Origin of the sequence: Pseudomonas sp. PDM26 (assembly GCF_019219185.1) — a bacterium.
Taxonomy (GTDB): Bacteria; Pseudomonadota; Gammaproteobacteria; order Pseudomonadales; family Pseudomonadaceae; genus Aquipseudomonas.
This window is the reverse complement of sequence record NZ_JAHUWC010000014.1, coordinates 153,715-176,034: the sequence shown is the minus strand read 5'-3', so window position 1 is coordinate 176,034 and position 22,320 is coordinate 153,715. Positions and strand designations below refer to the sequence as shown.

Below are 22,320 nucleotides of genomic sequence, written 5' to 3'. Positions count from 1 at the left end.
TGTAGGAGCTGCCGCAGGCTGCGATCTTTTGATCCTAATCCGGCTGAATCACCTGAAAACTGCCTTGTGCCGAAGGCTCCCGTCGAATCATCCGCTTCATCTTCCATTCAAACCCCAGCGTCAGGCTCACCGCCGCGCACGCCAGCCCCAGCGCCAGGCCCCACCAGACACCCGTTGGCCCCCAGTCCAGGTGGAACGCCATCCACCACGCTGCCGGTGCGCCAATCAACCAATAGCAACCCAGGCCGACGAGGAAAGTGGTCTTGGCATCCTTGAGTCCGCGAATGCAACCCATGGCAATGGTTTGCACGCCGTCGAACAGCTCGAACCAGGCGGCCACCGCCAACAGGCTCACGGCAAGGTTGATGACATCGCGAAACGCCGGGTCGTTGTGGTCGAGAAACAAACCGACCAACTGGTTTGGCAGCAACCAGAAGACCATGGCGAAACACAGCATCGCCGCCGCCCCGAACGCAATGCCGACTCGCCCGGCCAGCCGCGCACCCAGCAGTTGCCCGGCGCCGTAGTGCTGGCCGATGCGCATGGTGATGGCATAAGAAATACCCGCCGGGACCATGAACGCCACCGAGACGATTTGCAGGGCGATCTGGTGCGCACCCAGTTGTGTGCTGCCCATGGTGCCCATGCACAACGCGGCGAAGGCAAACAACCCGACTTCCACCGCGTAGGTGCCGCCAATCGGCAGGCCCAGGCGCCACAGTTCCTTCAGGTACTGGCGGTTCAGTCGCGACAGGCCCTGACGCAGCGGATAGGCCTCATAAGCCGGATGCCGCCGAATGTGCCATGCCAGCGCAAGTGCCATCAGGTTGGCGACAATAGCCGTGACCAGGCCAATGCCGACCAGCCCCAGTTTCGGCAGACCAAACATGCCGGTGATCAGCGCGTAATTGAGCACAAAGTTAGCCACCGTCCCGCCCAGGCTAATGACCATCACCGGCGTCGCACGGCCAATGGCGCTGGTGAACCCGCGCAGGGCCATGAAGCTCAGGTAGCCGGGCAGGGCGAACGGCAGGAAGATCAAAAACTGCCCGGCCATCTGGACGTTGCTTTCGGTCTGGCCGAACAGCAGCAGCACTGGTTTGAGGTTCCACAGCAGCAAACCGGCGGCCAGCGCCATCAGCCATGCCAGCCACAACCCGGCCTGGGTCAGCCGGGTAGCCCCGACAATATCGCCGGCACCCTGACGGATCGCCACCAGTGTGCCGACCGCCGCGATCACGCCGATGCAGAAGATCGACACGAACGAATAGGTCGCCGCACCGAGCCCACCACCGGCCAGCGCCTCGGGACTCAGGCGCGCCATCATCAGGGTGTCGGTAAGGACCATCAGCATGTGCGCCAACTGCGAGGCAATCAGCGGCCCCGCCAGCCGCAGGATGGCCCGGAGTTCAGTACGTGCTGGATGCTGCATGATCATCACGCTCGATTGTCAGAGAAAACAGGAAGCGTCGATTCTCGGCGCTCTGCGGGGTTTGCACAAAGGGATAAAAAGGATGGGTGGCATGATTAAAACTCATGTGAGAGAGTTTCCGATAAATTGGAGCAATCGCTCTGTAGGAGCTTTCCTGATGTCCCGTCGTCTTCCTCCCTTGTATGCCCTTCGAGCATTCGAAGCGGCGGCGCGGCATAGCTCGTTTACTCGCGCCGCCGAAGAACTGTCGATCACTCAAAGTGCAGTCAGCCGACACATTCGTACGCTCGAAGAGCATTTTGCCTGCCGCCTGTTTCACCGCAGTGGCCGCAACCTGCAACTGACCGAGTCGGCGCGGCTGATCCTGCCCGGCATACGCGAAGGCTTCACTGCCCTTGAACGGGCCTGCAATACCTTGCGCGCCGAAGACGACATCCTGCGCATGAAAGCCCCGTCCACCCTGACCATGCGTTGGCTGTTGGCGCGGCTCAGTCGTTTCCGGCACCTGCGACCGGGGAACGAAGTGCAATTGACCAGCGCCTGGATGGACATCGATACGGTGGACTTCAACCACGAACCCTTTGACTGCGCTGTCATCCTCAGCAACGGGCATTTTCCACCGGACTGGGAGGCGACTTTCCTGTTCCCCGAAGAGCTGATTCCGGTGGGCGCGCCGAATCTTCTGAAGGATCAACCGTGGGACGTTGCGCGTCTGGCCAGTGCCGAGCTGTTGCATCCGACACCGGACCGCCGTGACTGGCGCAACTGGCTGGAGCGCATGGGCCTGACCGATCGAATCTCGCTCAAGGGCGGGCAAGTGTTCGATACGCTGGAGCTGGGCATGATCGCTGCCGCTCGAGGTTACGGCGTGTCCATGGGCGATTTGCTGATGGTGGCGGAAGATGTTGCGCAGGGACGTCTGAGTTTGCCGTGGCCGACCGCCGTCGCCAGTGGTGAGAGTTATTACCTGGTCTGGCCGAAAACCCGCCCCGGCGGTGAGCGTTTGCGTCGCCTCAGCGATTTCCTCTTGGGTGAGGTTCGGGCCATGGAGTTACCGGCGGTCGAGCATCTGAGCTGAATCGATATAGCATTGAGCTATCTCCCGATTAATTACTCAAGTATTGAACTTGGCCGTGACTGCCAGGGGGCTGGAAAGCCTGGCGGCGGACTTGCGGCATGATGTTGACCGGTTTCGTTGAGGCGCCTCTGAGATAGCCATCGCGAGCAGGCTCGCTCCCACACTGTATTTGTGATCGACACAAACCCTGTGTGAGCGAGCTTGCTCGCGAATGGGGTCACCTCAATTCAGGATCTATCCCAAGCTAATCGCACTTGGCATTGCTGGATACTTCCTTGCTCGCCTGTTTCAACTGGTTACTCAACTCAGCGGCATTGGTGCTGTTGTAAACCCGGCCGCCGGTGTTTTCAGCGATGCAGCGTGACGGGCCGCCAGCACCGATTTTCACCACGTTGACCCGCAGGCGCGGTTGTTCCCTGGCGATTCGACGGGATACCGCGCAAACGTCCTGCCCGCAACCGTCTTCTCCGTCGACGAACATCACGATAACCGCATCGTTATTGCGCCCGTCGACGGAACTCGCCGCGCGGGCCAGGCTGTCGGCCAGCGGTGTGCCGTCGTCGGGAACCAGACCTCGAATCCCGTTGATCAGCCGCGGGCGGTCGCCGAACTTGAACACACCCCGGTCCGGTGTTCTTTCGCAGCCGGCGAAGGTGATCAGGCGTGTGTCGATCTTCGGGTCCAGTCCGTTGATCATGCTGGCCAGCGAGTCCTTGGCGACGTCCATACGGCTGGGTTTGGCGGTGAGCCGCATGGTGCGGTTCGGGTCCAGGAGCTTGTTGAGGTCATTACCGAAGAACCAATCCTCGTCGGCTTTCACCGACTTGATGTTCAAATCCATCGAACCCGAGGTGTCGAGCACCACCACGAATTGCGGGACCTCTGCGTTCGGCGCTGTTTTGCGGCATGCGAAGTTGTCCAGCGTCGGGGCTGGTGGCGGGGCAGCCACTACCGGTTTTGGTGGTGGAACCGGTTTGGGTGGCGGGGTCGGCTTGGGTTCCGGTGCCGGTTTTGGTGGCGGGACCGGCTTGGGTTCCGGTACCCGTTCTGGCGCGGGTTCTGGTACCGGAGCAGGTTTCGGTTCCGGTTCCACGACAGTCTCGGGGACAGGCTCAACCGGTTTCTCAACCGGCGTCACCACAGGCGCCACAGGCGGAACCACGACAACCGGCTCACGGTGCAGGAACCACCAGAGCCAGAGTGCCAGAAGCAGCAACAGCAGCGCGAGCAAAGCCGCCGCGATCCACCAGCCACGACGCGATGGCGGCACCACCGGCAGGACCGGTACGATCGGTTTGGGCGGGCGCTGGTTCCAGCGCACCACCAATGGCTCACCATTGAGGCTGTAGAGTTTGTCCAGCTCAGGCGTGCCGAGCAGGCTGCGCAGGTCATCCGCTACCGTCGGTTGACCGCGTTTTTGCAGTTCATCCGCCAGCAGTCCGAGGGACGTCTGACGTACTTCATAGGTTTCCAGCAAACGTCGTTGCGCGTCCTCGTTGAGGTCCGCATAGGGCTCGGGTTGGCCACCCAGTTCGGTCCACCATTCCAGCACGTCGCCGCTGCCCATCCGCGGGATAGCAAACAGGCTGGCGACGGTCGGCGGAAAGTGTTTCTGGATGAGGGCGACTTTGGCTTGCAACGCACTCATCCCCTCCGATGTGGCTTGCGCATCCCTGATGACCCGCTGCATGACGACGATTCCTGAAAAAGCGCAGGCATCCATCGGGATGCTTGCGGGGTGAAAAGTTACTCTTCGTAGCCGAGGCTGAATTGCAGCTGATTGACCTTCTTCTGCAACGTTTTCAGCTCTTCCTGCTTGGCCGCCAGCGTCGCTGGCGTTGATTTTGGCGTTGGTGCCGCTTGCGAAGCCTTGAGCTGCCGTTCGAGGTCGGCAATCTGCTTCTGCACCTGGGCTTCATTGCCACGCCGGGCCTTGAGCGAGGTCAGCAGTTGCGCCAGCGACTGATTCAGCGCCGCCTGGGATTTCTGCTGGCTGGCCAGATCGGTTTTGGTACTGAGCTGCTGGGCCTGAATGTTCTCGTAAACCTGACGGAACATTGCGTTTTGCTGCCGGGACTCGCTCAGGGCCAGTTCCTTCTGCTTGACCTGATCGCTGTAACTACCGGAGTAGTCGCAGTTCATCTTGGTCAGCATGCTGCTGTCGCGATTGGTCGCATCGCATTCGCCAGGCTTGGCCGCGCAACCGCTCAGGGCCAGGACGGCAGTGATGACCATCAGTTGTCTTAGCGTCATGTGCTTAGCCCAGGGTGATTGCGGAGCGTTGGCTGTACAGAGCGTCGACTTCCTTCTGCAGGGTGACGACTTTCTGGTTCATTTTCTGAATGTTCATGTCCACCTGCTTGATCTCGGCGCTGGTGCCTTGTGTACGCTCGGCGTCTGCCACTTTGCTGTACTCGGTGACTTTGATACGCATGTTGGCAAGGTCTTTACGCAGGCGTGCGATGTCCGAATCGATCCCGGCGATTTGCGCCTGAGCCTTGCTCTTGTCGACTTTCTTGTTGGCGATGTCCTTTTTGATCTGGGCAATTTGCGCCTGGTCATCATCGATCACTTGCTGAGCGGTCGCGGTACGGGCGATCACGTTCTGCGTGTCTTGTTGGACGTCGCTGTTCATCTTCGCCAAACGGGTGGTGGTGTCAGCGTATTCGCTGCGACGTTGATCCAGGTAATAGTTAGCGCCCATGGCCACGCCACATGCGGTAATACCGGCGGCGATGACGCACACGGTTTTGTTGTTGCTGTTGGACAGCGCGCAAGCGAGGATGCCGACACCGGCGCCGACGGCGCAGGCCTGGTATCCGGACTTGCTGAAGAATTCTGCGTCATTGCCCTGGGTCAGGCGCGGGTCGGCACCCTCGCTTTCGCCGAGCATGGAGCTACCGGTGTTGGCGCAACCGGTCATTAGCAGGCTGCCGGCGACAATGAAAGCGATCTGTAGCTTGAAGCGAGTCCAAAGGCTGCGCGACATGGTGAAACTCCTAGGTAACGGTGTTGACGCGTTGTTATTGAGTGACGGTTTTGCAGCTGGTCAGCCAGGCTTCAGTGTCGATTTTCTGCTTTTGCAGGAACGCCTTCTGATTGGCCCAGTGGGTGCGCAAGTAAGGTTTGAGGTCTTGCAGCTGTTTGTTGCGGGTGATGATTTCTTCCATCACCGGGACTTGCGTTTCAAGCAGTGGCTGGCCGTACAAGGTAGCCGATTCCACCAGGCTGCTGGCGTAGTAACGGCTGAGTTTGTGCAGGCGATCCTTTTGCTCGTCGAGCTTGCCTTTACGCATGTCGCAACTGGCATCTTTGTCTGCGCTTTCGCAGTTGAGCTTGTAGTTCTTTTGCAGGAAGTCGACGTACTGGCCGTCGTCGAGCATCTTGGTGCACAGGAATGCACCCAGGTTGAGACTGGCGCGGATCGCCTGGTCGCGGGTTTCTTCCTGCTGCTGGTTGCTGGCGCGCAGCTGGTTTTCCAGGGCCTGGAGTTTTTCCTTGAGCGCTTTGTCTTCGACGCCCGAGGCGAGGCTGTTCAGGGATTGCACGGTGCCTTTGTCGGCGGATTCGGTTTCCTTGCTGCCGGTGCCGAGTTTCTTCCAGCTGCTTTCGATGCTGGCGACCCGCTCGCGAGAGGTGAGGGTCGGGGAGACCAGCACCAGTCGCAGGCCGGTGGTCTTGTTTTTCACCTGGCCTTCGGCGTTGTAATACGGCTCTTCCTTGCGCAATGCCGTACGCAGGTCGGCCTGCGCGGTCAGGTAGTTGCCGCCACGGACGACGTAACCGCCGGCCTGACCGTGCTGGCGGTCGAGTTTGTTCAGGCGAAACGGCTCGAACATCATTTCGTCGACGTTACCGAGCATGTCATGCAGGCCCAGCGGGTTGGGTTTTTGCAGACCGGACAATTGCACTTTGCCGTTGGACGATTGCGCCCCGGCGAACCACTCGTAGGCGTTGATGCCTTCTGGCATCGGGTAGTGCGTGTCGCGGAATTCAGCGGCACCGACTTCCAGCCCGCCGCGCGCGGCGAACTCCCACTCGACTTCGGTCGGCAGGCGCAGGAAACCTTGCGCGCCGTCTTCCTTGGGCAGCTTGCCGGCGGCGTTTTTGCGCAGCCACAGGTTGTACTTGTCGGCGGCTTCGATGGCTTGCACCCAGCTCACCGCCGTTTGTGGCAAGCGCATCTTGGTGGCGGCGGTGGGGCAGGTTGCTTCGGTCAGCGCGGCGTATTGCAACTGACTCATCTCGTACTTGGCCATCAGGTAGTAGCGGGATTTGTCGTTCTTGGCCCCGGTAAAACTGCCGGCGATAAAGGTCGGACGGGTCTGTTCGACGTAGCCGTATTCCGCGCCGTCCTGACCGATGTTGATCGGGTAGTCATCCAGCGGACCGGCGAGCGGAATGAACACCTTGCGAAACACCATCGAGCCTTCGCAGGGCATCGGCAGCACGACGTCGCTAGCCTCGGGCATCGGGTTGTAAAACTTCTCTTCCCAGCCCGCCGCCGAGGCGTCGAGCAAGTAGCCGAGGCTCAGGGGTAACAGCAAGCCAAAACGTTTATAGCTCACGCAGACTCTCCGCAGGTTGGATGTTGATGGCTCGTAAGGCGCCGATCACGGCCACCAGTGCAGCGACCAAAAAGGTCAGGAGCAGGGCGGCCAGGCCATGCCAAACAGTGATGTGGCAAACGAAGGTGCCGGTGGCCTGGCTGCTTCCGAGCAGGTAGTCGAACAAATGACTGCCCACGGCGTAAAAACCCAGCCCGCCAACGTAGCCGGCCAAGCTCAGCAATAGCGCTTGCAGGACCACGAAACCGCCGACGGCCCTGCGTTTGAAACCCAGCAGACGCAGGACCGCCAGGCTTTTGCGTTTGCGATCGATGTTGGCCAGGAACGCGCCGACCATCGACGCCACGCAGCCGATCAGCGCCGCTAAGGCGATCACACTGAAGATCAGCCCCAGCACATGATTGATGGCTTTGACGTTGTCGATGTCGGCCAGTCGGCTCGAGGTTTCGATATGTTGTTCGTTGAGCCAGTGTTCCAGCGGCGCGACCTGATCGATGTCGCGTGCATATACGCGGGCGCGGGCATAGAGCGGTTGTAGATTACCCTGAGGCTTGCCGGTGGTCACACCGAACTCACTGACCTGATAACCGTCGCGAAAGCGCTCCAGATCCAGCAGCAGCGGCGGGGCGACAAACCCGGCAGCGCGACCGAAGCGGGCACCGTCGAGCACGGCCAGTACCGTCAGCGTCATCTCGCCGCGTTCATTGACACCTTCCAGGCGGCGCAAGGCCCGCAGCTGCACGCTGTCGCCGGCCTTGGCCTGCAAGCGTTGCGCTGCGCTGGCGCTGAGGATCACTTGATTGCCGACGGGGTTGAGTGACGCCAGGTTCAGTTGTGGGTCGCCGGGCTCAGTGGCGATGATTTCCGCGCCTTCGACAAACCGTTGCATGCCGATCAGCAGGTCAGCCTGGGTATTGAGCGAGCGGGTCTGGCCGAGGGCAAAACCGGTCTCGGGGCGCAGGCGTAAACGCTCGATCCAGGCCGTGTCGTAGTTGCCGTTGCTGAGCATCTTCACTTCAAGGTTGCGCGGGTCGCGCAGCAGTTCGTCTTGCAGCTGGCTGACCACCCCGTGTTTGAGCCCGAACAGCAACAACAACGGCGCGATCACCGCCACCAGGGAGGCGGCGATACACAGCGAGACCTTGCGGTCGTGCCAGAGGTCTTGCAGTGCCAGTGAGCCCAGCAGGCGCAAGCGATCAGTCCATCGGTTCAAACAGAGTCTCTCCCTGATGGCTGATAGCGCCGAGTCGCGGCAAGCCGAAATCCTTCAGCAAGGCCCAGTCATGGGATACAACGAGTGCACTCAGGCCCATGCTCGACACCAGGCTCAGGAGCAACTCGAACAAACGCCGGGCACTGTGAGGGTCGAGCGCGGCGGTCGGCTCGTCGGCCAACAGCAGCAGCGGTTCATGGGCAACTGCCCGAACGCAGGCAACGCGCTGGCGTTCGCCAATCGACAAGGCTTGAGGTTGTTTATCCAGCAACCCTTGCAGGCGCAACACGTCAACGGCGTGGTCGATGTGATCGCTCTTCGCCGGCATACCGAGCAAACGGCGCGGCAGGCTGATGTTGTCTCGCACGCTCAGGAACGGCAGCAAGCCGCCGCTCTGCAAAATGAATCCCAAATGCCGTGAACGCACCGCTGCAAGAGCAGGCTGGTCGTCAGTGGCCAGCAGTTGGGCGATATCCTGAGCGTGCGTCGGGCCCAGCCGAAAGCGCTCGAGTTCCACCGGTGCGAGCAACAGGCCGATGGCTTCGAGCAACGTGCTTTTGCCGCTGCCGCTCTCACCGGTGATGGCGAGGATTTCTCCAGCGCCGATCCGCAAGTGCGGCAGTCGCACGTGATGAGCCTGTGCGCCTTCACCACGGCGCACCAGCAGGTTCTTGATATCGAGCATGGGCGTCTCGTTAAGGCATCATTTCCAGTGGCACGGGGTAGACGTTGTCCCGTGCATCGCTGTCTTTGGCTAAAGCTACCCAACGGTCGACATCGGCGTTGTAACGCTGGTAATGCCGCAGTTTGGTGTTCAGTGTGCGGATGAATTTTTCTTGTGCCAGACCATCCCAGCTTTTCCAGGTCTCTTCATCCAGGTTCAGCACTTCACTCTGATAGGGCAGGTCTTCGAGGTATTCACCGAGGACGCCCATGTCCGCCAGTTTGGCGTTGCTGTTCTGTTTGAGCTGATTGGGATCGGCGCCCATGGTCGCCGCCACCGAGCGCAGGCGATCGAACATTTCCGTCGGAGAAATCAGGCCTTCGTTGGCGGCATCGAGAATCTGCTTCATCACGTCGCTCAAGTCGCTGAGCTGTGACTTGGTCAGCAGCACCCGCACGTCGGTGGTCGGGATGTTCTGCTTGATCAGGTCGCGGTCGGTGATCCATGCCTTGAACACTGGCGGGGCTTTGCTGTTGGTCTTTTCGCCGAGATAGGCGAGTTGCATGGCGTGACCGATCAGCGCCGCGTCTTCGAGCATTTTTTTCTCGGCCGGGTCCTGCTTGGCGTTCGCCGCACTGCCGATGGCGTCTTCTCCCATGTAGGCGGCTTTGACTTGTGTAGTGATCGCCCCGGCCAGTGCGTCGACCTTGCGCCCGAATTCCTGCACATCGCCAGCGTTCACCGGGTAGTACAGCGAGGTGTTGGTGCCCGGGTAGGTCGACAGGTTCTGGTACTGCGCCTCGGCCTTGGCGTGGTCCTTGGCCCCGGTCGGGGTTTTCAGGTGCAGGGTGTAAATCGCCACCCCCGGGTTGGCGGCTTCGATACGCACCTGCGTGGCGCTCAAACCGGTCTTCGACAGCTTGTCGTCGCCTTCGATGGCGCCCGCATCGGTTATCAGCACCACGTAGCGTGCGCCGAACTGGCTCCAGTCGACTTTGTCGATGCTCTCCATGACGCCGGCAAACGAGTCTTCATCGAAGCTGCTGCTCGACACGGTGGCCTGCTTGAGGTCGGCGATCTTGGCGAAAAAGTCGGCGCTGTCTTTCACCTGCGTCGGGTCGGCGTACATCTTGGTGGTGTATTCCAGCCCCGGCACCGCCTGGGTGTTGGAGCGGAAAGCCACCAGGCCGAACTTGACCTGTTTGCCGAGATTCTGCGCTTCGATCTTCTGGTAAACCTTGCGGATCGCCTCGCGGGTGCGGTCGATGTAGGGGTCCATCGAGATCGTCGAGTCGATGACAAATACCACGGCCGCGCTGAATTCCTTCAGCTGGTTGGCCTTTTTCTCTTCGGCTTCCTTGCCGCTGGCAGCGCTGTTTGCAGCACCACCCTTGGCGTTCTTGTCATCCGGCTTGCTGACGGAGGCGACGTTGAGCAGGCGCGTGCGGAAACCGCTTTCGGTCATGACTTCTTCGCCACTGAGCACCGGCAGCAGGTAGAACTGCTTTTGCAGGTCGACGAAGTATTCAGGTTCTTCAGCCAGTACGCCCGGTGCTTGCTGGCCTTTTTTCAGCGTGGCCCGCAGCGGCGCGACTTTGCTGACCGGGTCCGGTGCATCAAGAATGCCTTCGACGGTGGCACGGTCCTTGAAGAACAGTAGCCGGTCGCGGTTGGCCGGGTTGGTGAAGGCCAGCGTCAGCTGCATCTTCCAGTCGGTGGTGCAGCTGGCAGGCAGCCAGCCAATGGTTTTTCCGTAGCTGTCGGGGCCGACTTTCAGCCACTCGGCGTTGTTTGCTTGCGCGCGCTCGTACACATAAAAGCGGCTGAAGACCGGTTGTGCGTCGCCTGACGCACCGCCCGCCGCCGGGCTGATTTTGCAGCCCGGCGTGGTCAGCACGCGTTGGAACAGGGTCTTTTTACCAGCCTGGATCAGCGGTTTGTCATCGGCCTGGGACAGCGGGCTGATGCACAGCGCCAGTAATGCGGCACCGCTCAGCAGGAATCGACTCATGGGCGAACGCATCACTTCTGCAACTCCTCGAAGCGCTGCTTGGCTTCGGCGTTGTTCGGGTCCTGGGTGAGGATGGTTTCATACCAGTAGGCGGCGGTGGCGTTGTCCGCGGCCGGGAAGCACTCGCTGGCCTTCAGGTATTTAGGGTCGTATTCGCGGGCATAGGCGTTGGCGATCAGAGCGTCACCGGCCTGGGCACGGTTGGCGTACAGGCGCTGGGCGACGCCGCAGTGCTTGCCGGCCTTGGCCTGGTTGATGATCTCCAGCAACCTGGCACTGTCGGGTGCCGCTTTGATGCAGGTCTGGACGAAGGTCAACTCGGGCAGGCTGTTCATGCTGTCGAGGGTGCAGGCTTGAGCGTCGGCGCCGGCGGGTGCGGTGGCAGTGGCTGCAACCGCAGGGGCCGGGGGACGTTTGTAGAACCAGAATCCTGCGCCCGCCGCCAGCAGCAACACCACAATCAACAGACCGATCAAGCCTTTGTTGCTTTTCTTCACCGGTGCGGGAGGCGGCGTATAGGCGGGCTCGGTGAGTACCGACTCCAACTCCACTTCTGGCTCGGCGGTAGACAGGGTCAGTTCAGGCAGCTCCGGGATCTCCGGTGCAGGTACGCTCGGCGCCGTCAGTTCGGTACCGCCGTAAGTCGAGCGTGTCTGGCCGCCTGCCGTGGACGGCAGCAAGCCGACGCCTGGCCGAACCACGCCTTTGTCGGCGTGGCCTTGGCTCTGTTCGCGCAGTTCGATCTGGAATTGCGAGTTGGCGCCGCCTTCCAGCAGCGGGTCGACCACGCCCGGGCCGACCTGCGTTTCCAAAGCTTCGCCGTTGGCCGTGTGGTTGAAACGCGAGACCTTGAACCAGAATGGATTGTTGCTCCAGGCCTTGTGGCCCTGAAGGTAAAAACCGTCCTGGTTGCGCTGAATGGAAAACTCCAGCTGTTCCTCGCCACCCTGCCATTTCTTCACAGTGAGGCGGGCCTGGCCAGGCACATTGGGCTCTAACGCGAGCAGGTCGACACGAATTGGCATTGCTTATCTCGCTGCGAAGGCTGTGAGCACTTGGCCCAGCCGTTCGTTCTGTTCAGGGGTGATTTCACGTCCGGCCCCATGGCCGGCATTGTCCTGCGTGATGTAGGCCAGGCCCGAAAGCCAGTCGCCGAGATACAGCTGTGCCTGATTGGCCGGTTGCGCCGGCAGCATGGGCACTTGTCCCGGGCCAATGTCGGCGTAGAACGAAAATAAAGGCGCCTTGGCTCCGGCGCGGCTGTTCGGGCGCTCGTTCACCGGCTTCTGGAGGTAGCCGAACCAGGACACGAAATCGCGCAGCACACGTTGTACTTCCAATACCTGGCGTTCGACCAGTTGATCGCGCCGCGCGCCACTTTGTGCACGCTTGAGGACGGCGCGGCTCAGTTGCCCCGGCAAGTCCTGGCGATAGCCGGCGGTGATCAGTTCATCGACCACCGCTTCCAGCAAGGCCTTTTCCAGCCCCAGCAGGTTGAGCAGGCTTTGCCGGGTGGTCAGTTCACGCAGGTGCGCGATCCAGGCCTTGAAGGCCGCTTTGGCAAAACGGTGCTCGTTGCTTTGCAGCTCGGGCGCCGGGGTGCCGGTTTTGCTGCTGACTGGCGCGTCGTGGCTCAGGTCATCACTGAAATCGAAATCGAAACCGGCGTCGTTTCCGTAGAGGCTCTGGCTCGGTGTCGGGGCGATCGGTTCGTCGTTCACGGCCGGCTCGTCATCGGTTTCGTATACGCCGCTGAGGTACAGGTCGCGCACCTCTTCGCTCGGCATGTCGAGTTGATCGATCAATTCGCCAAGTACCGCCGGGCGACGGCCCAGGCCCGTCAGAATCATTTGCGCCTTGGTTTTCTTGGCGGCTGCGGCGCCGTCGTCGTCAGCGTGGTACCAGGTGCTCAGACCGTGAGTGGTCAGGCCTTCGAGGCATTCGCTCAATTGCTCGCGGATACGCTGCAATTTGAATTCGATATTGGCCACACCTTTGAAGCTGCCGCTGAAGTGGCTGATGCCACCGTCATCGTTGCGCAGCATTTCTGCCCAGGCGTTGGCCGGACTCTTGATGTGTTTGCACACCAGAGCGTTGCTGGCGAAGCTGTTGCCCAACGCGCTGACACGTTCCTGATAGATGTCATTGAGGCCGGTTTCCGCACCGGTCGCGTCTTGCCCGATGAACGCCGCGTCCATACGCGGTTTGCGCACCAGGTAGGTGTTCTGGAACGGTGTGCCGGCCCAGTCGTTCATCCAGCTCAAGCTGCCGAAGCGCTCCAGCATGGTCAGCTTGACCATGCCGTTCCAGCTCTCGTCGTACTGATCAGGCGTCAGGCTCAGGGAGTTGGTGATGCGCAGGTCGAGCATGGTCAGCGCCCAGATCAGACCAGTGTCGCGTTTGCTGCGAGCTGCCGAGTCGGCGCCCTGGGTCTTTTCGATCCAGCGGGTCAGCACCGGGCCCACGTCGTTGACGTCACTCTGCTTGGTCGAGCCTGTGCAGACCACCAGCGCGTTCATTTCCTGGTTGTCGGTGTAGCGTTCGAACAGGTAGGCGACCTTGCCGCGCAGGATCAGCTGAGAAACGGAGTTGTCCTTGGTGGTGGATTGCGGGTCGTTGGAATCGGCGATCTCGTGCAGCTTCTGGCGCCCGCGATAACCGGGGAAATCCAGCAGGTCGACCTGATTGACGATGTCATCTACCGGCGCTTCGATCAGGCGGAAGGTCATTTCGGCGGTTAGTGCCGCCAGTTGCGCGACCGGAATCGCCTGACTGTTTTGCAGGCGATCGCCAACCAGCGGTCGAACATCGATCGGCAAGTCCAGCGGGCTGCCGAAGCGTTCGAGGATGTCGACATTCATGATGCTGTCGCGCTGGCTGTAGGTGTCGTTTTCGAAACTCACCAAGGCCTTCAACGGTGCGAACACGGTCTCGGGCAGACCCAGCCTGTGCAGCGCACCGGCCAGTTGCTGGTACACGCGCGTCAACTCGCTTTGCTCACCCCAGAGAATCGAAAACAGCTCGGCCCGTTCCTGGAAATTCAGGCGTGGCGCCAATTGCAACGCTTTTGGCCAGTACAGGTGCTCAAGCTTCTTCACCGAGTTGCGGAAGTTGTCGCGCAGGTAATCCCACAGCGACACGAGATCGTCAGCATTGACCCCCGTTTGCAGCGGGCCGGTTTCGCGGCCTTCGAGCGGTTTGAGCACGCGCTGGATGCGCTCTTCGTCGATCTCGTAGGAAATCCGCTCAAGGTCGAAATCCTTGAACCAGGCGTTGGCGAGAATCTTCGCCAGCTCGATTTCCTTGAACAGCGTGAGTTCTACCGGGAAGTCATTGTCCTGACTTTCCGTCGCCCGACGGCTGAAGCGCGTTACCAGGCCGGTAGCTTCCTTGCCACCACCCACCGGGTTGATGTGCTTGATGAAGTCCAGGCGATGGTCGCCGAACTCGGTCTCCAGCTTGCCGTTCTGACCGGCGGCGAGGGCCGAAATCAGGTAGGACTTGCCGGCCTGGGACAAACCGAAAAAGCCAATGGTCATCGGCGTGCAGGCCACGCGACCGAGGCTTTGGGCCAGGTTGCGGGCGCGGTGCAGGCGGATGTTCAGGTTGTCGGCTTCGCTGTCCAGACGCGGCGCATTGCCGCGCGTCTGGCCTATCCAGTCCAGCGCCTGACCGGCGCCTTCATAAACAGCGGCCCAACTGGCAGAGAGCTGAGTTTGATCGGGGGTCAGGTCATTCATTTGCGTTTCACACTTCCACTGTCGAGCCAGTACTTGGTCTCGCTCAGGCCGGCGTCGAGCATGGTGTTGAGCTCCAGCTCGAGGTCGCTGCGCGGGTTGAAGTTGACGTTGTTGCTGTTGGATTCGATGTCGCGGACCGAGAGGCGGTCGCTGACCAGATCCTGCTTGCGCGTGTATTTGTCTGCCGGTTTGACCTCAAACCGCACCTTGAGCAGCGGGGCGCTGCCGTTTTCACCGATTGCGCGGGAAAACTTCTCCCGACCCGCCTTGGTGAACCGCAAGGTATACAGCGGCGAGGCGGCCCAGCGGTCGGCGGCCAACTGGCGGAAACCGAGGCGCAGATCACCGCGCATTTCCAGCTGTGGCGTGTCGGCGGCGTCGCCCGTGCCGATTTCCGGCAGCTTTATTTTGTAGTCTTCGGACTGGATGTCGCGGTACAGCACGTCGGCATCCTTGATCACGTTGTTCAGGTCGATGACGCCGATGTGCTTGACCGTCGAATACGGCTTGAGCGCCGATGCCCGGAAGTAGAAGTTCGGCACGCTGTGGTTGGCGCACAACAGGCAGAGCATGGCGCCGACCGAGGCGGTGCTTTTCGGGTCGTCGATCCGGCCATTCTTGTGAAACGGATACCAGCCGCCGGTGCGGTAGTTTTGCAGCGCCAGAATGCGCCCCGGTGGCAGCGGCAGCACCTTGCGAATGAACGCCTGGATGCCGGGCAGGCGCGAAGGGCGGCCGGTCAGCAGCAAGACATCACACGGGTAATGCGCGACCACTTCACACAGCGCACCAAGGATCTTGGTGATGTTGATCTGGTCGTTGAGGAACGCGGCGTGGAGCTTTTGCAGGTCGAAGCTGATCGGCGCGGCATACAGGTCGAAACCGCTCTGACCGCCGACATCGCGACGCACGGCGGCATTGACGTAGTCGAGCACGGTCTGGCTGATTGCGTTGTCACCGAGCAATTGGCTGTAGCTTTGCGGGGTGACTTCTTGCGGGACCTGCGGATCGTAATGCTCGTACGCCTTGAGTAGTGCCAGGCCCAAAGGGGCGAACACCTGGAGGTTCAATTGCTGACGCAGGATCATGTCCTGGGCGCTGACCGATTCATCGCCACACAGCCGTGACATCAGCGAATCCGCGGCTTTCACGCCAGCGTTCTGCAAGGCTTTTTCGAAACTTGGCAGGACGAAGTCCTGAATCACGTCCAGCAGGATGTCGTCGCCGGCCACTTTGAAGCCATCGCGAAAACGCTGTTCGGGCACGATGTGCACGTTGCTGCCGCTGCCGGTATTACCTGCGCGGTCGAGGCGATAGTCGGTGATCACCAGGTCGGTGGTGCCGCCGCCGATGTCGATGGTCGCGAGGGTGATGCGTTGGCGGTCGGCCTTGTCCGGCCGGGCGATGGTGTCAAAAAACTCCTCCGGGTGACCGGCGAAGTTCTCGTTGACCTCGGTGTACAGGTACACCAACTGGCCGCAGGACGCTTCGTCCCATTCCACGCGGATACTCGGAATCGGCGTGCACGGGCTGACGGCCTGATCCTGATGTGGATCTTCCTCGCCGGCATGCCAGCCGAGGCTTTTCCACACCAGGCCGATGGCTTGCAGCATGCGTTCGTTGAGGATGCTGCGCTCGGCCTGTGGCATGCCCGGCGGCACGGTCAGGGTAATGCTGTTGAGCTGGCGCGGCACGCGGGTGTGACCCTGGCGCGAGCGCTGGGCCGGGCTGTTGATTTGCGACAGCGCCTGGGCCAGCACTTCGGCGAGCATGAAGGTCATTAGCGAGCTGCGTGAATAACGCGGCATGAACACCGGCAGACGATCGTCTTCTTCGAGGCTGTATAGCGCCTCGCCGGTTTCGTTGATCAGATGCGAGAACGGCGTGGCGGTGGCGTACGGCTCGTTGTCGGTCTTTATGTACGAACAGTTGAAACGCCAGCCGTGGCCATAGGCGTTTTCGTCCCACAGATAGCGTTTCGGGCTGGACAGGCCAGTGGAGCCTTCGGTGCCGCGACGACGACTGGCCAGACGACTGGCCTCATTGCCGACACGGGCAATCGTCGCCCATTGGAACGCATCGTGACGACCGCTCTTGACCGAGCAGTGGTCCTTGCCGAAGTACGCTTGGGAGAACTCCACGCGGCTTTCAAACGGCAGGTTATAGGTGTGTTCGGGGGTGATCAGGTCGCGCAGTTCCAGCACGTAGTTCTGCTTCAGCCCGGAGCCGGCCTGACCGTGGTTTTCGATCAGGATGCCGCAGGTGCGCGAGTTGCCGACGTCCAGCACCAGGTCCACCGGAATCGGTTTGACCAGGCCATTGCTGTCGTTGGCGACCACTTTCAGCTCGGGGATTTCAACTTTCGCCCGGGCCTTCGACTGCTGGGCGGCTGACGGCTTGCTCAACAGGCTGAGCAGGTTGAGATAATGCGCCAGGTGATAGTTGGCGCGGATATCGATGTCCAGCTCTGCGCGCGAACGGTGGGCATTGCCCTCGTTGAACACTTCCAGCAGCCACTCGTTGACCCACGGCTGCGCCAAGAACCAGCGGGTTTCGCTGGCTTTGGTCGCCAGTTTGAAAGACACGCCGGAGCTGATGTCTTCTTCGTTGGGCGCCAGGTAGGCGGTGCCATCACGCTTGGGCATCACACGGCTGTCGAACGCCATCGTCAGACGGTGGGTGTTGCCGTCGATGTCGGGTGTCGCCAGTTTTACCAGACGCATGCGCGACCAGTTGGTCGGACCTTCATCGAAGCGATGCGGCGGCATGAAGCGGAAAAACGGGGTCGGCAGCCAGATACCGTCGAGCAATTCGAGGCTGCTTTTCATGTCGACGCTGAACGCAGGTTTGGCTTTTTCGACCTTTTCCGGTTCGGGCTCGTAGAAAAAGAAGTCTTTCTCTTCGTTGTATGCCAGACGGCAGATCAGCCCGCTGATCATCGGTGCGAACTCGCCCGCCGGTTCCTTGCGGGGATCCAGGCGCAGGGCGAAATCCATGAACTGGATGCCGGTGTCGCTGACCAGCGTGACGGTGTCTTCGAATTGAGTGACTTCAGGCAACATGTCGGGTTATTCCGTTTTTATTCGGCCACTTGCCGCATGGACATGGGGAATTGATCTTTTCCGTAACCGCCGGTGCAGTCCGCGACCGTGGTCGCGCCTTGGCGGCAGTTGATCTTGGGCATGTCATAAGTGCTGCCATCGCCGCACACGGCCTGGCCCTGGCTGTCGATCGCCAGGCTGCCGCCCTTCATGGTAGCGCTCACCGGCCCGCTGCATTTCGAGCCGTCGGCCTGATGTACGGTGACTTGGCCCTTACCGTCCTTGAGCTGGTATTCCAGACGCAGCGGTTTGCCGGTTCGGCGGTCCTGTATCCCGGCGCCTGCGCTGTACTGACCGTCGAGAAACTTGGCGGCACCGTCGGCGGCGTCTGGCGGGATGCTCAGGGGAGGGCCGGGTTTTGCGGCGGCGGATTTTTCGGCCTCGGGCGATGTGACATCCGGCGGCGCGGTTTTGTTTTCGGCTGCCGGGTCTTTGGCTGGGTCTTCGGCCAGGTCGGCCGGTGCTGCATCAGCCTTGTTGCCCTCGACTGCCGGCGCCTCCACGTCATGGGTTCCGGTCACGGCGGCACCGGTTACAGTGCTGGAGCCTACAACGGTGCCTGTCACCGGGACGCCATTGAGCATCATGACATTGCCGGTCAGTGGCGGCTCTTCCAGTTGTTTTTCCACAGGCACAAGGCCCTCAGGCAGCAAATCTACCGCTACCAACGGAATCGGGACGCACCCTCGCAGACCGAGCAACAGCCACAAAAGCAGCAGCAGGAACGGCAGCAGCAACAGCCACCACCAGCGACGCCACCATGGACGAGAAACCACCGGCACGACGGGCGCAACAACAGGCGCTTCGACCACGGGTGGCAGCGTGAACGCGGGCGGGATCTGATAGAGGCAGTGCAGGGGATCGCCATTGCCGGTACCGGCATGCTCGAAACCCCAGAAGGTCAGCACCGGTTTGCCTTGCACCAGGTAGACGAAGTTTTCGTCTGGGAAATGAATCACGCGCTTGAGTAGCTTGCCGAACACGACTTTGTCGCCTTGCTGCTGTTCGGCGGAGTCAGTACCCAGGAAACGCTGGCTCAATTCTTCAAGCGCGGACTTCAGAGCTTCAAGCTGGCGGCGGGCGGGGGCGCGTTCTTCTTCGGTCGCGCTGCTCCACGGAATCACATCGCCGTCGAGGGCGCTATACCAATCGATCTGGTTGCCGAGTTCATCGCTTTGAGGGATGGCCAGATGATCGACCAAATCGGGGTTCTTGCGGCGAATGGCTTCGCGCAATTGCAGGGCTGCCCGGTAGACCGGTTGACCTGTTTCGCCGAGAGCAGTGAATGACCCGCTCTTACCGCTGCGTAATAGTGCCCCGCGCATTCAAACTCCATACGATCCGTTGCGCAAAAATGACAGACAAATGTGTCTGTACTTGCTCCTGCATTTAGCGGGCGACCTTAATGTCATAATGATATCGCCGTCAATCTGCCGGAGGTTCAAGCCTTATGAGACTAACGTAAGCGTGCGGAGGTTGCATAAGGTCAATTTTAATTGGCTTGGGAAGGCTCGGGCGTAAGCTTTTTATGCTTGCTGAATCGTTTCATCGGCGCTATAAAAAATGCACAACTCCAAGAAAGGCTTTCCCCATGACCTCGCTCAAACTCCTCGTTGTCCTTGGCGCGCTGTCCGCCTCCCACGCCATGGCTTGGGATTACGTCCTGCTGGACACCGACAAAGCCGCCCAGAACTGGCAGATCACCAGCCAGCAACTCGGCGTAAAAACCGACAAACCCTTCTCCGTGACCCTGCGTACCTTGCATGGCGGTCGGCAGGAAGGCGTCAGCATCGTCGACATCGATAACGGCACGATGAAACTTTCGGTAGTTCCAACTCGCGGCATGAACGTCCTGCAGGCCTCGGTCGGTAACGTGCGCATGGGGTGGGATTCGCCAGTCAAGGAAGTGGTCAATCCGTCCTTCATCGAGCTCAACGGCCGTGGTGGCCTGGGCTGGCTGGAAGGCTTCAATGAACTGGTCACCCGCTGCGGCTACGAATGGGTCGGCCACCCCGGCATCGACAATGGCGAACTGCTGACCCTGCACGGTCGCGCTGCCAATATCCCGGCCAACAAAGTCACCCTGCACATCGATGAAAAACCGCCGTATGCCATCAGCCTGCGCGGCGAGCTGAAAGAGCAGGCTTTCAAGAAAGTCGACTTCTCGGTCGCGACCGAACTGGTCACCGAGCCCGGCAGCGTAGCGTTCGCCCTCAACGACACCCTGACCAACAACGGCGACTATCCGAAGGAATACCAGGCGCTGTATCACAGCAACTTCAGCACCCCATTCCTGGAGCAGGGCGCCCGCTTCGCCGCGCCGGTGAAACAGGTGTCGCCGTTCAACGATAAAGCCAAAAGCGATTTGCCGGACTGGCAAACCTATCGCGCACCGACCAAGGACTACGACGAAACGGTTTACAACGTAGTGCCGTATGCCGATGCCAAGGGCGATACATTGACGGTGCTGCATAACAAGGCCGGCAGCCTGGGCGTCTCGGTCGGTTTCAACACTCAAACACTGCCCGTGTTCTCGCTGTGGAAAAACACCGATACCCAAGGGCAGGGCTATGTCACGGGGCTGGAGCCAGGCACGAGTTTTTCCTACAACCGCCGGTATCAACGGCCACTGAACCTGGTGCCGACGATTGGGCCGAAGGAACACAAGCAGTTCCGCATCAGCTACGGCTTGCTGGCGGATAAGGCGGCGGTGGATAAGGCGTTGAAGCGGGTGAGCGAGATTCAAAGTGGGCGGGAGACTGAGGTGCGGCAGACGCCGTTGGTTGATCTCAGCAAGGGGTGATGTCCCGTTTTGGCGGACGGCTCTGACGGGAGAACGAGTCGGATTGACGGGCAGTTGGCGGCGGGGGAATGCGCAAGCCTCCCAAAAAGCCGCTTGACACTGCCCTACCTGGTTTTCAGCGCATTGGCCAGGCGCAGCATGGCCGCTTCGATTTCATAAGCGGTCAAGGACGAGTAGCCCAATAACCAACCTTGTTTTTTCTCCTGATCGCCGGCGTATAGCCGGCTGAGGCCGGAAAGCTGCACGCCAGCGCTGGCTGCTTGGCGGATGGTTTTCTCTTCCGACCAGCCATCGTGCAGCAGGCAGGGAATTTGCAGTCCGCCTTGGGGGCGCAAGGCGGTGACGATGCCGTCCAGGTGCTTGCCAATGGCGTCGAGCGTGAACGATCGGCGCCCGGCATAGAGCTTGCGCATGGCCCGCACATGGGCGTTGTAATGGCCGTCTTCCATAAAACGCGCCAGGGTCAGTTGCAGGATCTGTGGTGTATGGCCGTCCATCATGCTGCGCGCGTAGGTGAAGGCTTTGATCAGCTCGTAGGGCAGTACCATGTAACCCATTCGCAGACCGGGGTAGAGGGTCTTGCTGAAGGTACCCAGGTAGAGGGTGCGCTGATATTTGTCCAGGCCCTGCACGCAGGCGGTCGGCTGCCCGTCGTAGTGAAACTCGCTGTCATAGTCATCTTCGATGACCCACTTGCCCTTCTCTGCGGCCCAGTTGATCAACTCAAGACGACGTTCCAGCGGCAAGGTCGCGCCGGTGGGGTATTGATGAGACGGCGTGACATAGACGCAATTGGCGCCGCTGCGGTCGGCGTATAGCAGGTCAGTGCGTATGCCCAGTTCATCGACATCGATGGGCAGGACCTTGGTCTCGGCAGTTTCAAAGGCTTTCCGGGCGCCATAGTAACCCGGGTTTTCCAGCAGGATCGGTTTGCCGGCATCCACCAGCAACTGCGCACACAGAAAGAGGGCCTGGCGAGTGCTACTCAGCACCATGATCTGGTCGGGAGAGCATTTGGCCCCGCGCTCGAGGTTCAAGTAGGTGGCAATCGCCTTGCGCAACGGCTCGGCACCTTGCGGGTCGCCGTGCAACAGCACGTTGGCGCGATAGTCCTTCATCACCTGGCGCTGCAGGCGCTCCCAGACATCGGTGGGGAAGGTGCGGGTTTCCGGCAAGCCGGTCGCAAACGCCTTGATCACCTGCTGATCGTTCACGCCGCCACTGTCGAGGATCATCCGCCCGCGCTGGCTCAATCCCGCCCCCGGTGCCGCCTGGCTGCTTTTGACCTCTTGCGCCTTGATGCGTCTGCGCGCTGCGCCGCGCAATTCGGTGCCTAGCGTTTCGCAGACATAACTGCCCGACCCCTCGCGCCGCACGATAAAACCGTCGCGGTGCAGTTGCACGTAGGCGTTCTCCACGGTATCGCGGGCGATCCCGAGTGACTTGGCCAGGCCCCGGGTCGCGGGCAGCTTCAAGCCCGGGTCAAGGGCTCCCTCGAGGATCAATGCACGCAATGCGCGCTGAATCCGTTGGTGCAGATCCAACAGCTGAAACTCAACATCGTTGAGGCGCATTTTCAGCGTTTCCAGCTCGAACGTGTTCGCCATGCGGTCTGCCTGATCTTAATAAATTTGTCTGCAAAGGCAGGCCATCCTATCCGTAGAGTCCGCCGCTCGCCACTGCCTTTGCGCTCGGCGATCACGTGCATTG

At 60.7% G+C, this 22,320-nt stretch carries 15 protein-coding genes; 2 read left to right on the top strand and 13 right to left on the bottom strand.

Annotated elements, in window-relative coordinates; genetic code table 11:
* Positions 1-34: 34 nt before the first annotated feature.
* Positions 35-1,432, bottom strand: coding sequence for a NorM family multidrug efflux MATE transporter (locus KW849_RS25060; RefSeq protein WP_218431747.1), 1,398 nt, complete (start codon positions 1,430-1,432; stop codon positions 35-37).
* Positions 1,433-1,589: 157 nt separating this feature from the next.
* Between KW849_RS25060 and KW849_RS25055 the strand changes: the two genes are divergently transcribed.
* On the top strand, positions 1,590-2,510 hold the full coding sequence (locus KW849_RS25055; protein WP_218431745.1) for a LysR substrate-binding domain-containing protein: 921 nt from the start codon (positions 1,590-1,592) through the stop codon (positions 2,508-2,510).
* A 244-nt stretch (positions 2,511-2,754) separates the two neighbouring features.
* On the opposite strand, the gene KW849_RS25050 is transcribed toward KW849_RS25055, so the two are convergent.
* Genes KW849_RS25050 through KW849_RS25000 form a run of 11 tightly spaced genes read right to left on the bottom strand, consistent with a single transcriptional unit; the run spans position 2,755 to position 19,132 of the window.
* A complete protein-coding gene (locus tag KW849_RS25050; RefSeq protein ID WP_218431744.1) occupies positions 2,755-4,200 on the bottom strand; it encodes a VWA domain-containing protein in 1,446 nt (481 codons plus the stop codon).
* Between the two features lie 56 nt (positions 4,201-4,256).
* Positions 4,257-4,763 carry a hypothetical protein gene (locus KW849_RS25045; protein ID WP_218431743.1) on the bottom strand — a complete coding sequence of 169 codons (507 nt, stop codon included), beginning with the start codon at positions 4,761-4,763 and terminating at the stop codon, positions 4,257-4,259.
* Positions 4,764-4,767: 4 nt separating this feature from the next.
* Positions 4,768-5,499 (bottom strand): hypothetical protein, encoded by a 732-nt coding sequence (locus KW849_RS25040; protein WP_218431742.1) that lies wholly within the window; start codon positions 5,497-5,499, stop codon positions 4,768-4,770.
* A gap of 34 nt (positions 5,500-5,533) precedes the next feature.
* Complete coding sequence (locus KW849_RS25035) at positions 5,534-7,078, bottom strand: SUMF1/EgtB/PvdO family nonheme iron enzyme (protein ID WP_218431741.1); 1,545 nt, start codon at positions 7,076-7,078, stop codon at positions 5,534-5,536.
* Entirely contained in the window at positions 7,068-8,291 is a 1,224-nt protein-coding gene (locus tag KW849_RS25030; RefSeq protein ID WP_218431740.1) for an ABC transporter permease, read from the bottom strand. Before KW849_RS25030 ends, KW849_RS25035 begins: the two co-directional genes overlap by 11 nt.
* Positions 8,275-8,976, bottom strand: coding sequence for an ABC transporter ATP-binding protein (locus tag KW849_RS25025; RefSeq protein WP_218431739.1), 702 nt, complete (start codon positions 8,974-8,976; stop codon positions 8,275-8,277). Before KW849_RS25025 ends, KW849_RS25030 begins: the two co-directional genes overlap by 17 nt.
* A gap of 10 nt (positions 8,977-8,986) precedes the next feature.
* Positions 8,987-10,966, bottom strand: coding sequence for a vWA domain-containing protein (locus KW849_RS25020; RefSeq protein WP_371319184.1), 1,980 nt, complete (start codon positions 10,964-10,966; stop codon positions 8,987-8,989).
* A gap of 11 nt (positions 10,967-10,977) precedes the next feature.
* The gene (locus KW849_RS25015) at positions 10,978-11,991 is read right to left on the bottom strand and encodes a hypothetical protein (RefSeq protein WP_218431738.1); all 1,014 of its coding nucleotides are present in this window, start codon (positions 11,989-11,991) and stop codon (positions 10,978-10,980) included.
* Positions 11,992-11,994: 3 nt separating this feature from the next.
* Positions 11,995-14,706 carry a putative virulence factor gene (locus tag KW849_RS25010; protein ID WP_218431737.1) on the bottom strand — a complete coding sequence of 904 codons (2,712 nt, stop codon included), beginning with the start codon at positions 14,704-14,706 and terminating at the stop codon, positions 11,995-11,997.
* The gene (locus KW849_RS25005) at positions 14,703-17,768 is read right to left on the bottom strand and encodes a virulence factor SrfB (RefSeq protein ID WP_218431736.1); all 3,066 of its coding nucleotides are present in this window, start codon (positions 17,766-17,768) and stop codon (positions 14,703-14,705) included. Before KW849_RS25005 ends, KW849_RS25010 begins: the two co-directional genes overlap by 4 nt.
* A gap of 17 nt (positions 17,769-17,785) precedes the next feature.
* The gene (locus KW849_RS25000) at positions 17,786-19,132 is read right to left on the bottom strand and encodes an SrfA family protein (RefSeq protein WP_218431734.1); all 1,347 of its coding nucleotides are present in this window, start codon (positions 19,130-19,132) and stop codon (positions 17,786-17,788) included.
* Positions 19,133-19,398: 266 nt separating this feature from the next.
* Between KW849_RS25000 and KW849_RS24995 the strand changes: the two genes are divergently transcribed.
* On the top strand, positions 19,399-20,610 hold the full coding sequence (locus KW849_RS24995; RefSeq protein ID WP_218431732.1) for an aldose 1-epimerase family protein: 1,212 nt from the start codon (positions 19,399-19,401) through the stop codon (positions 20,608-20,610).
* 104 nt (positions 20,611-20,714) lie between these two features.
* Here KW849_RS24995 and KW849_RS24990 read toward each other — a convergent pair whose 3' ends face one another.
* A complete protein-coding gene (locus KW849_RS24990; RefSeq protein WP_218431730.1) occupies positions 20,715-22,217 on the bottom strand; it encodes a PLP-dependent aminotransferase family protein in 1,503 nt (500 codons plus the stop codon).
* Between the last annotated feature and the right edge of the window lie 103 nt (positions 22,218-22,320).

Coding starts and splice junctions, on each gene's coding strand:
- KW849_RS25060 (WP_218431747.1), bottom strand. CDS start 1,432: ATGCAGCATCCAGCACGTACTGAACTCCGGGCCATCCTGCGGCTGGCG.
- KW849_RS25055 (WP_218431745.1), top strand. CDS start 1,590: ATGTCCCGTCGTCTTCCTCCCTTGTATGCCCTTCGAGCATTCGAAGCG.
- KW849_RS25050 (WP_218431744.1), bottom strand. CDS start 4,200: ATGCAGCGGGTCATCAGGGATGCGCAAGCCACATCGGAGGGGATGAGT.
- KW849_RS25045 (WP_218431743.1), bottom strand. CDS start 4,763: ATGACGCTAAGACAACTGATGGTCATCACTGCCGTCCTGGCCCTGAGC.
- KW849_RS25040 (WP_218431742.1), bottom strand. CDS start 5,499: ATGTCGCGCAGCCTTTGGACTCGCTTCAAGCTACAGATCGCTTTCATT.
- KW849_RS25025 (WP_218431739.1), bottom strand. CDS start 8,976: ATGCTCGATATCAAGAACCTGCTGGTGCGCCGTGGTGAAGGCGCACAG.
- KW849_RS25020 (WP_371319184.1), bottom strand. CDS start 10,966: ATGAGTCGATTCCTGCTGAGCGGTGCCGCATTACTGGCGCTGTGCATC.
- KW849_RS25015 (WP_218431738.1), bottom strand. CDS start 11,991: ATGCCAATTCGTGTCGACCTGCTCGCGTTAGAGCCCAATGTGCCTGGC.
- KW849_RS25010 (WP_218431737.1), bottom strand. CDS start 14,706: ATGAATGACCTGACCCCCGATCAAACTCAGCTCTCTGCCAGTTGGGCC.
- KW849_RS25005 (WP_218431736.1), bottom strand. CDS start 17,768: ATGTTGCCTGAAGTCACTCAATTCGAAGACACCGTCACGCTGGTCAGC.
- KW849_RS25000 (WP_218431734.1), bottom strand. CDS start 19,132: ATGCGCGGGGCACTATTACGCAGCGGTAAGAGCGGGTCATTCACTGCT.
- KW849_RS24995 (WP_218431732.1), top strand. CDS start 19,399: ATGACCTCGCTCAAACTCCTCGTTGTCCTTGGCGCGCTGTCCGCCTCC.
- KW849_RS24990 (WP_218431730.1), bottom strand. CDS start 22,217: ATGGCGAACACGTTCGAGCTGGAAACGCTGAAAATGCGCCTCAACGAT.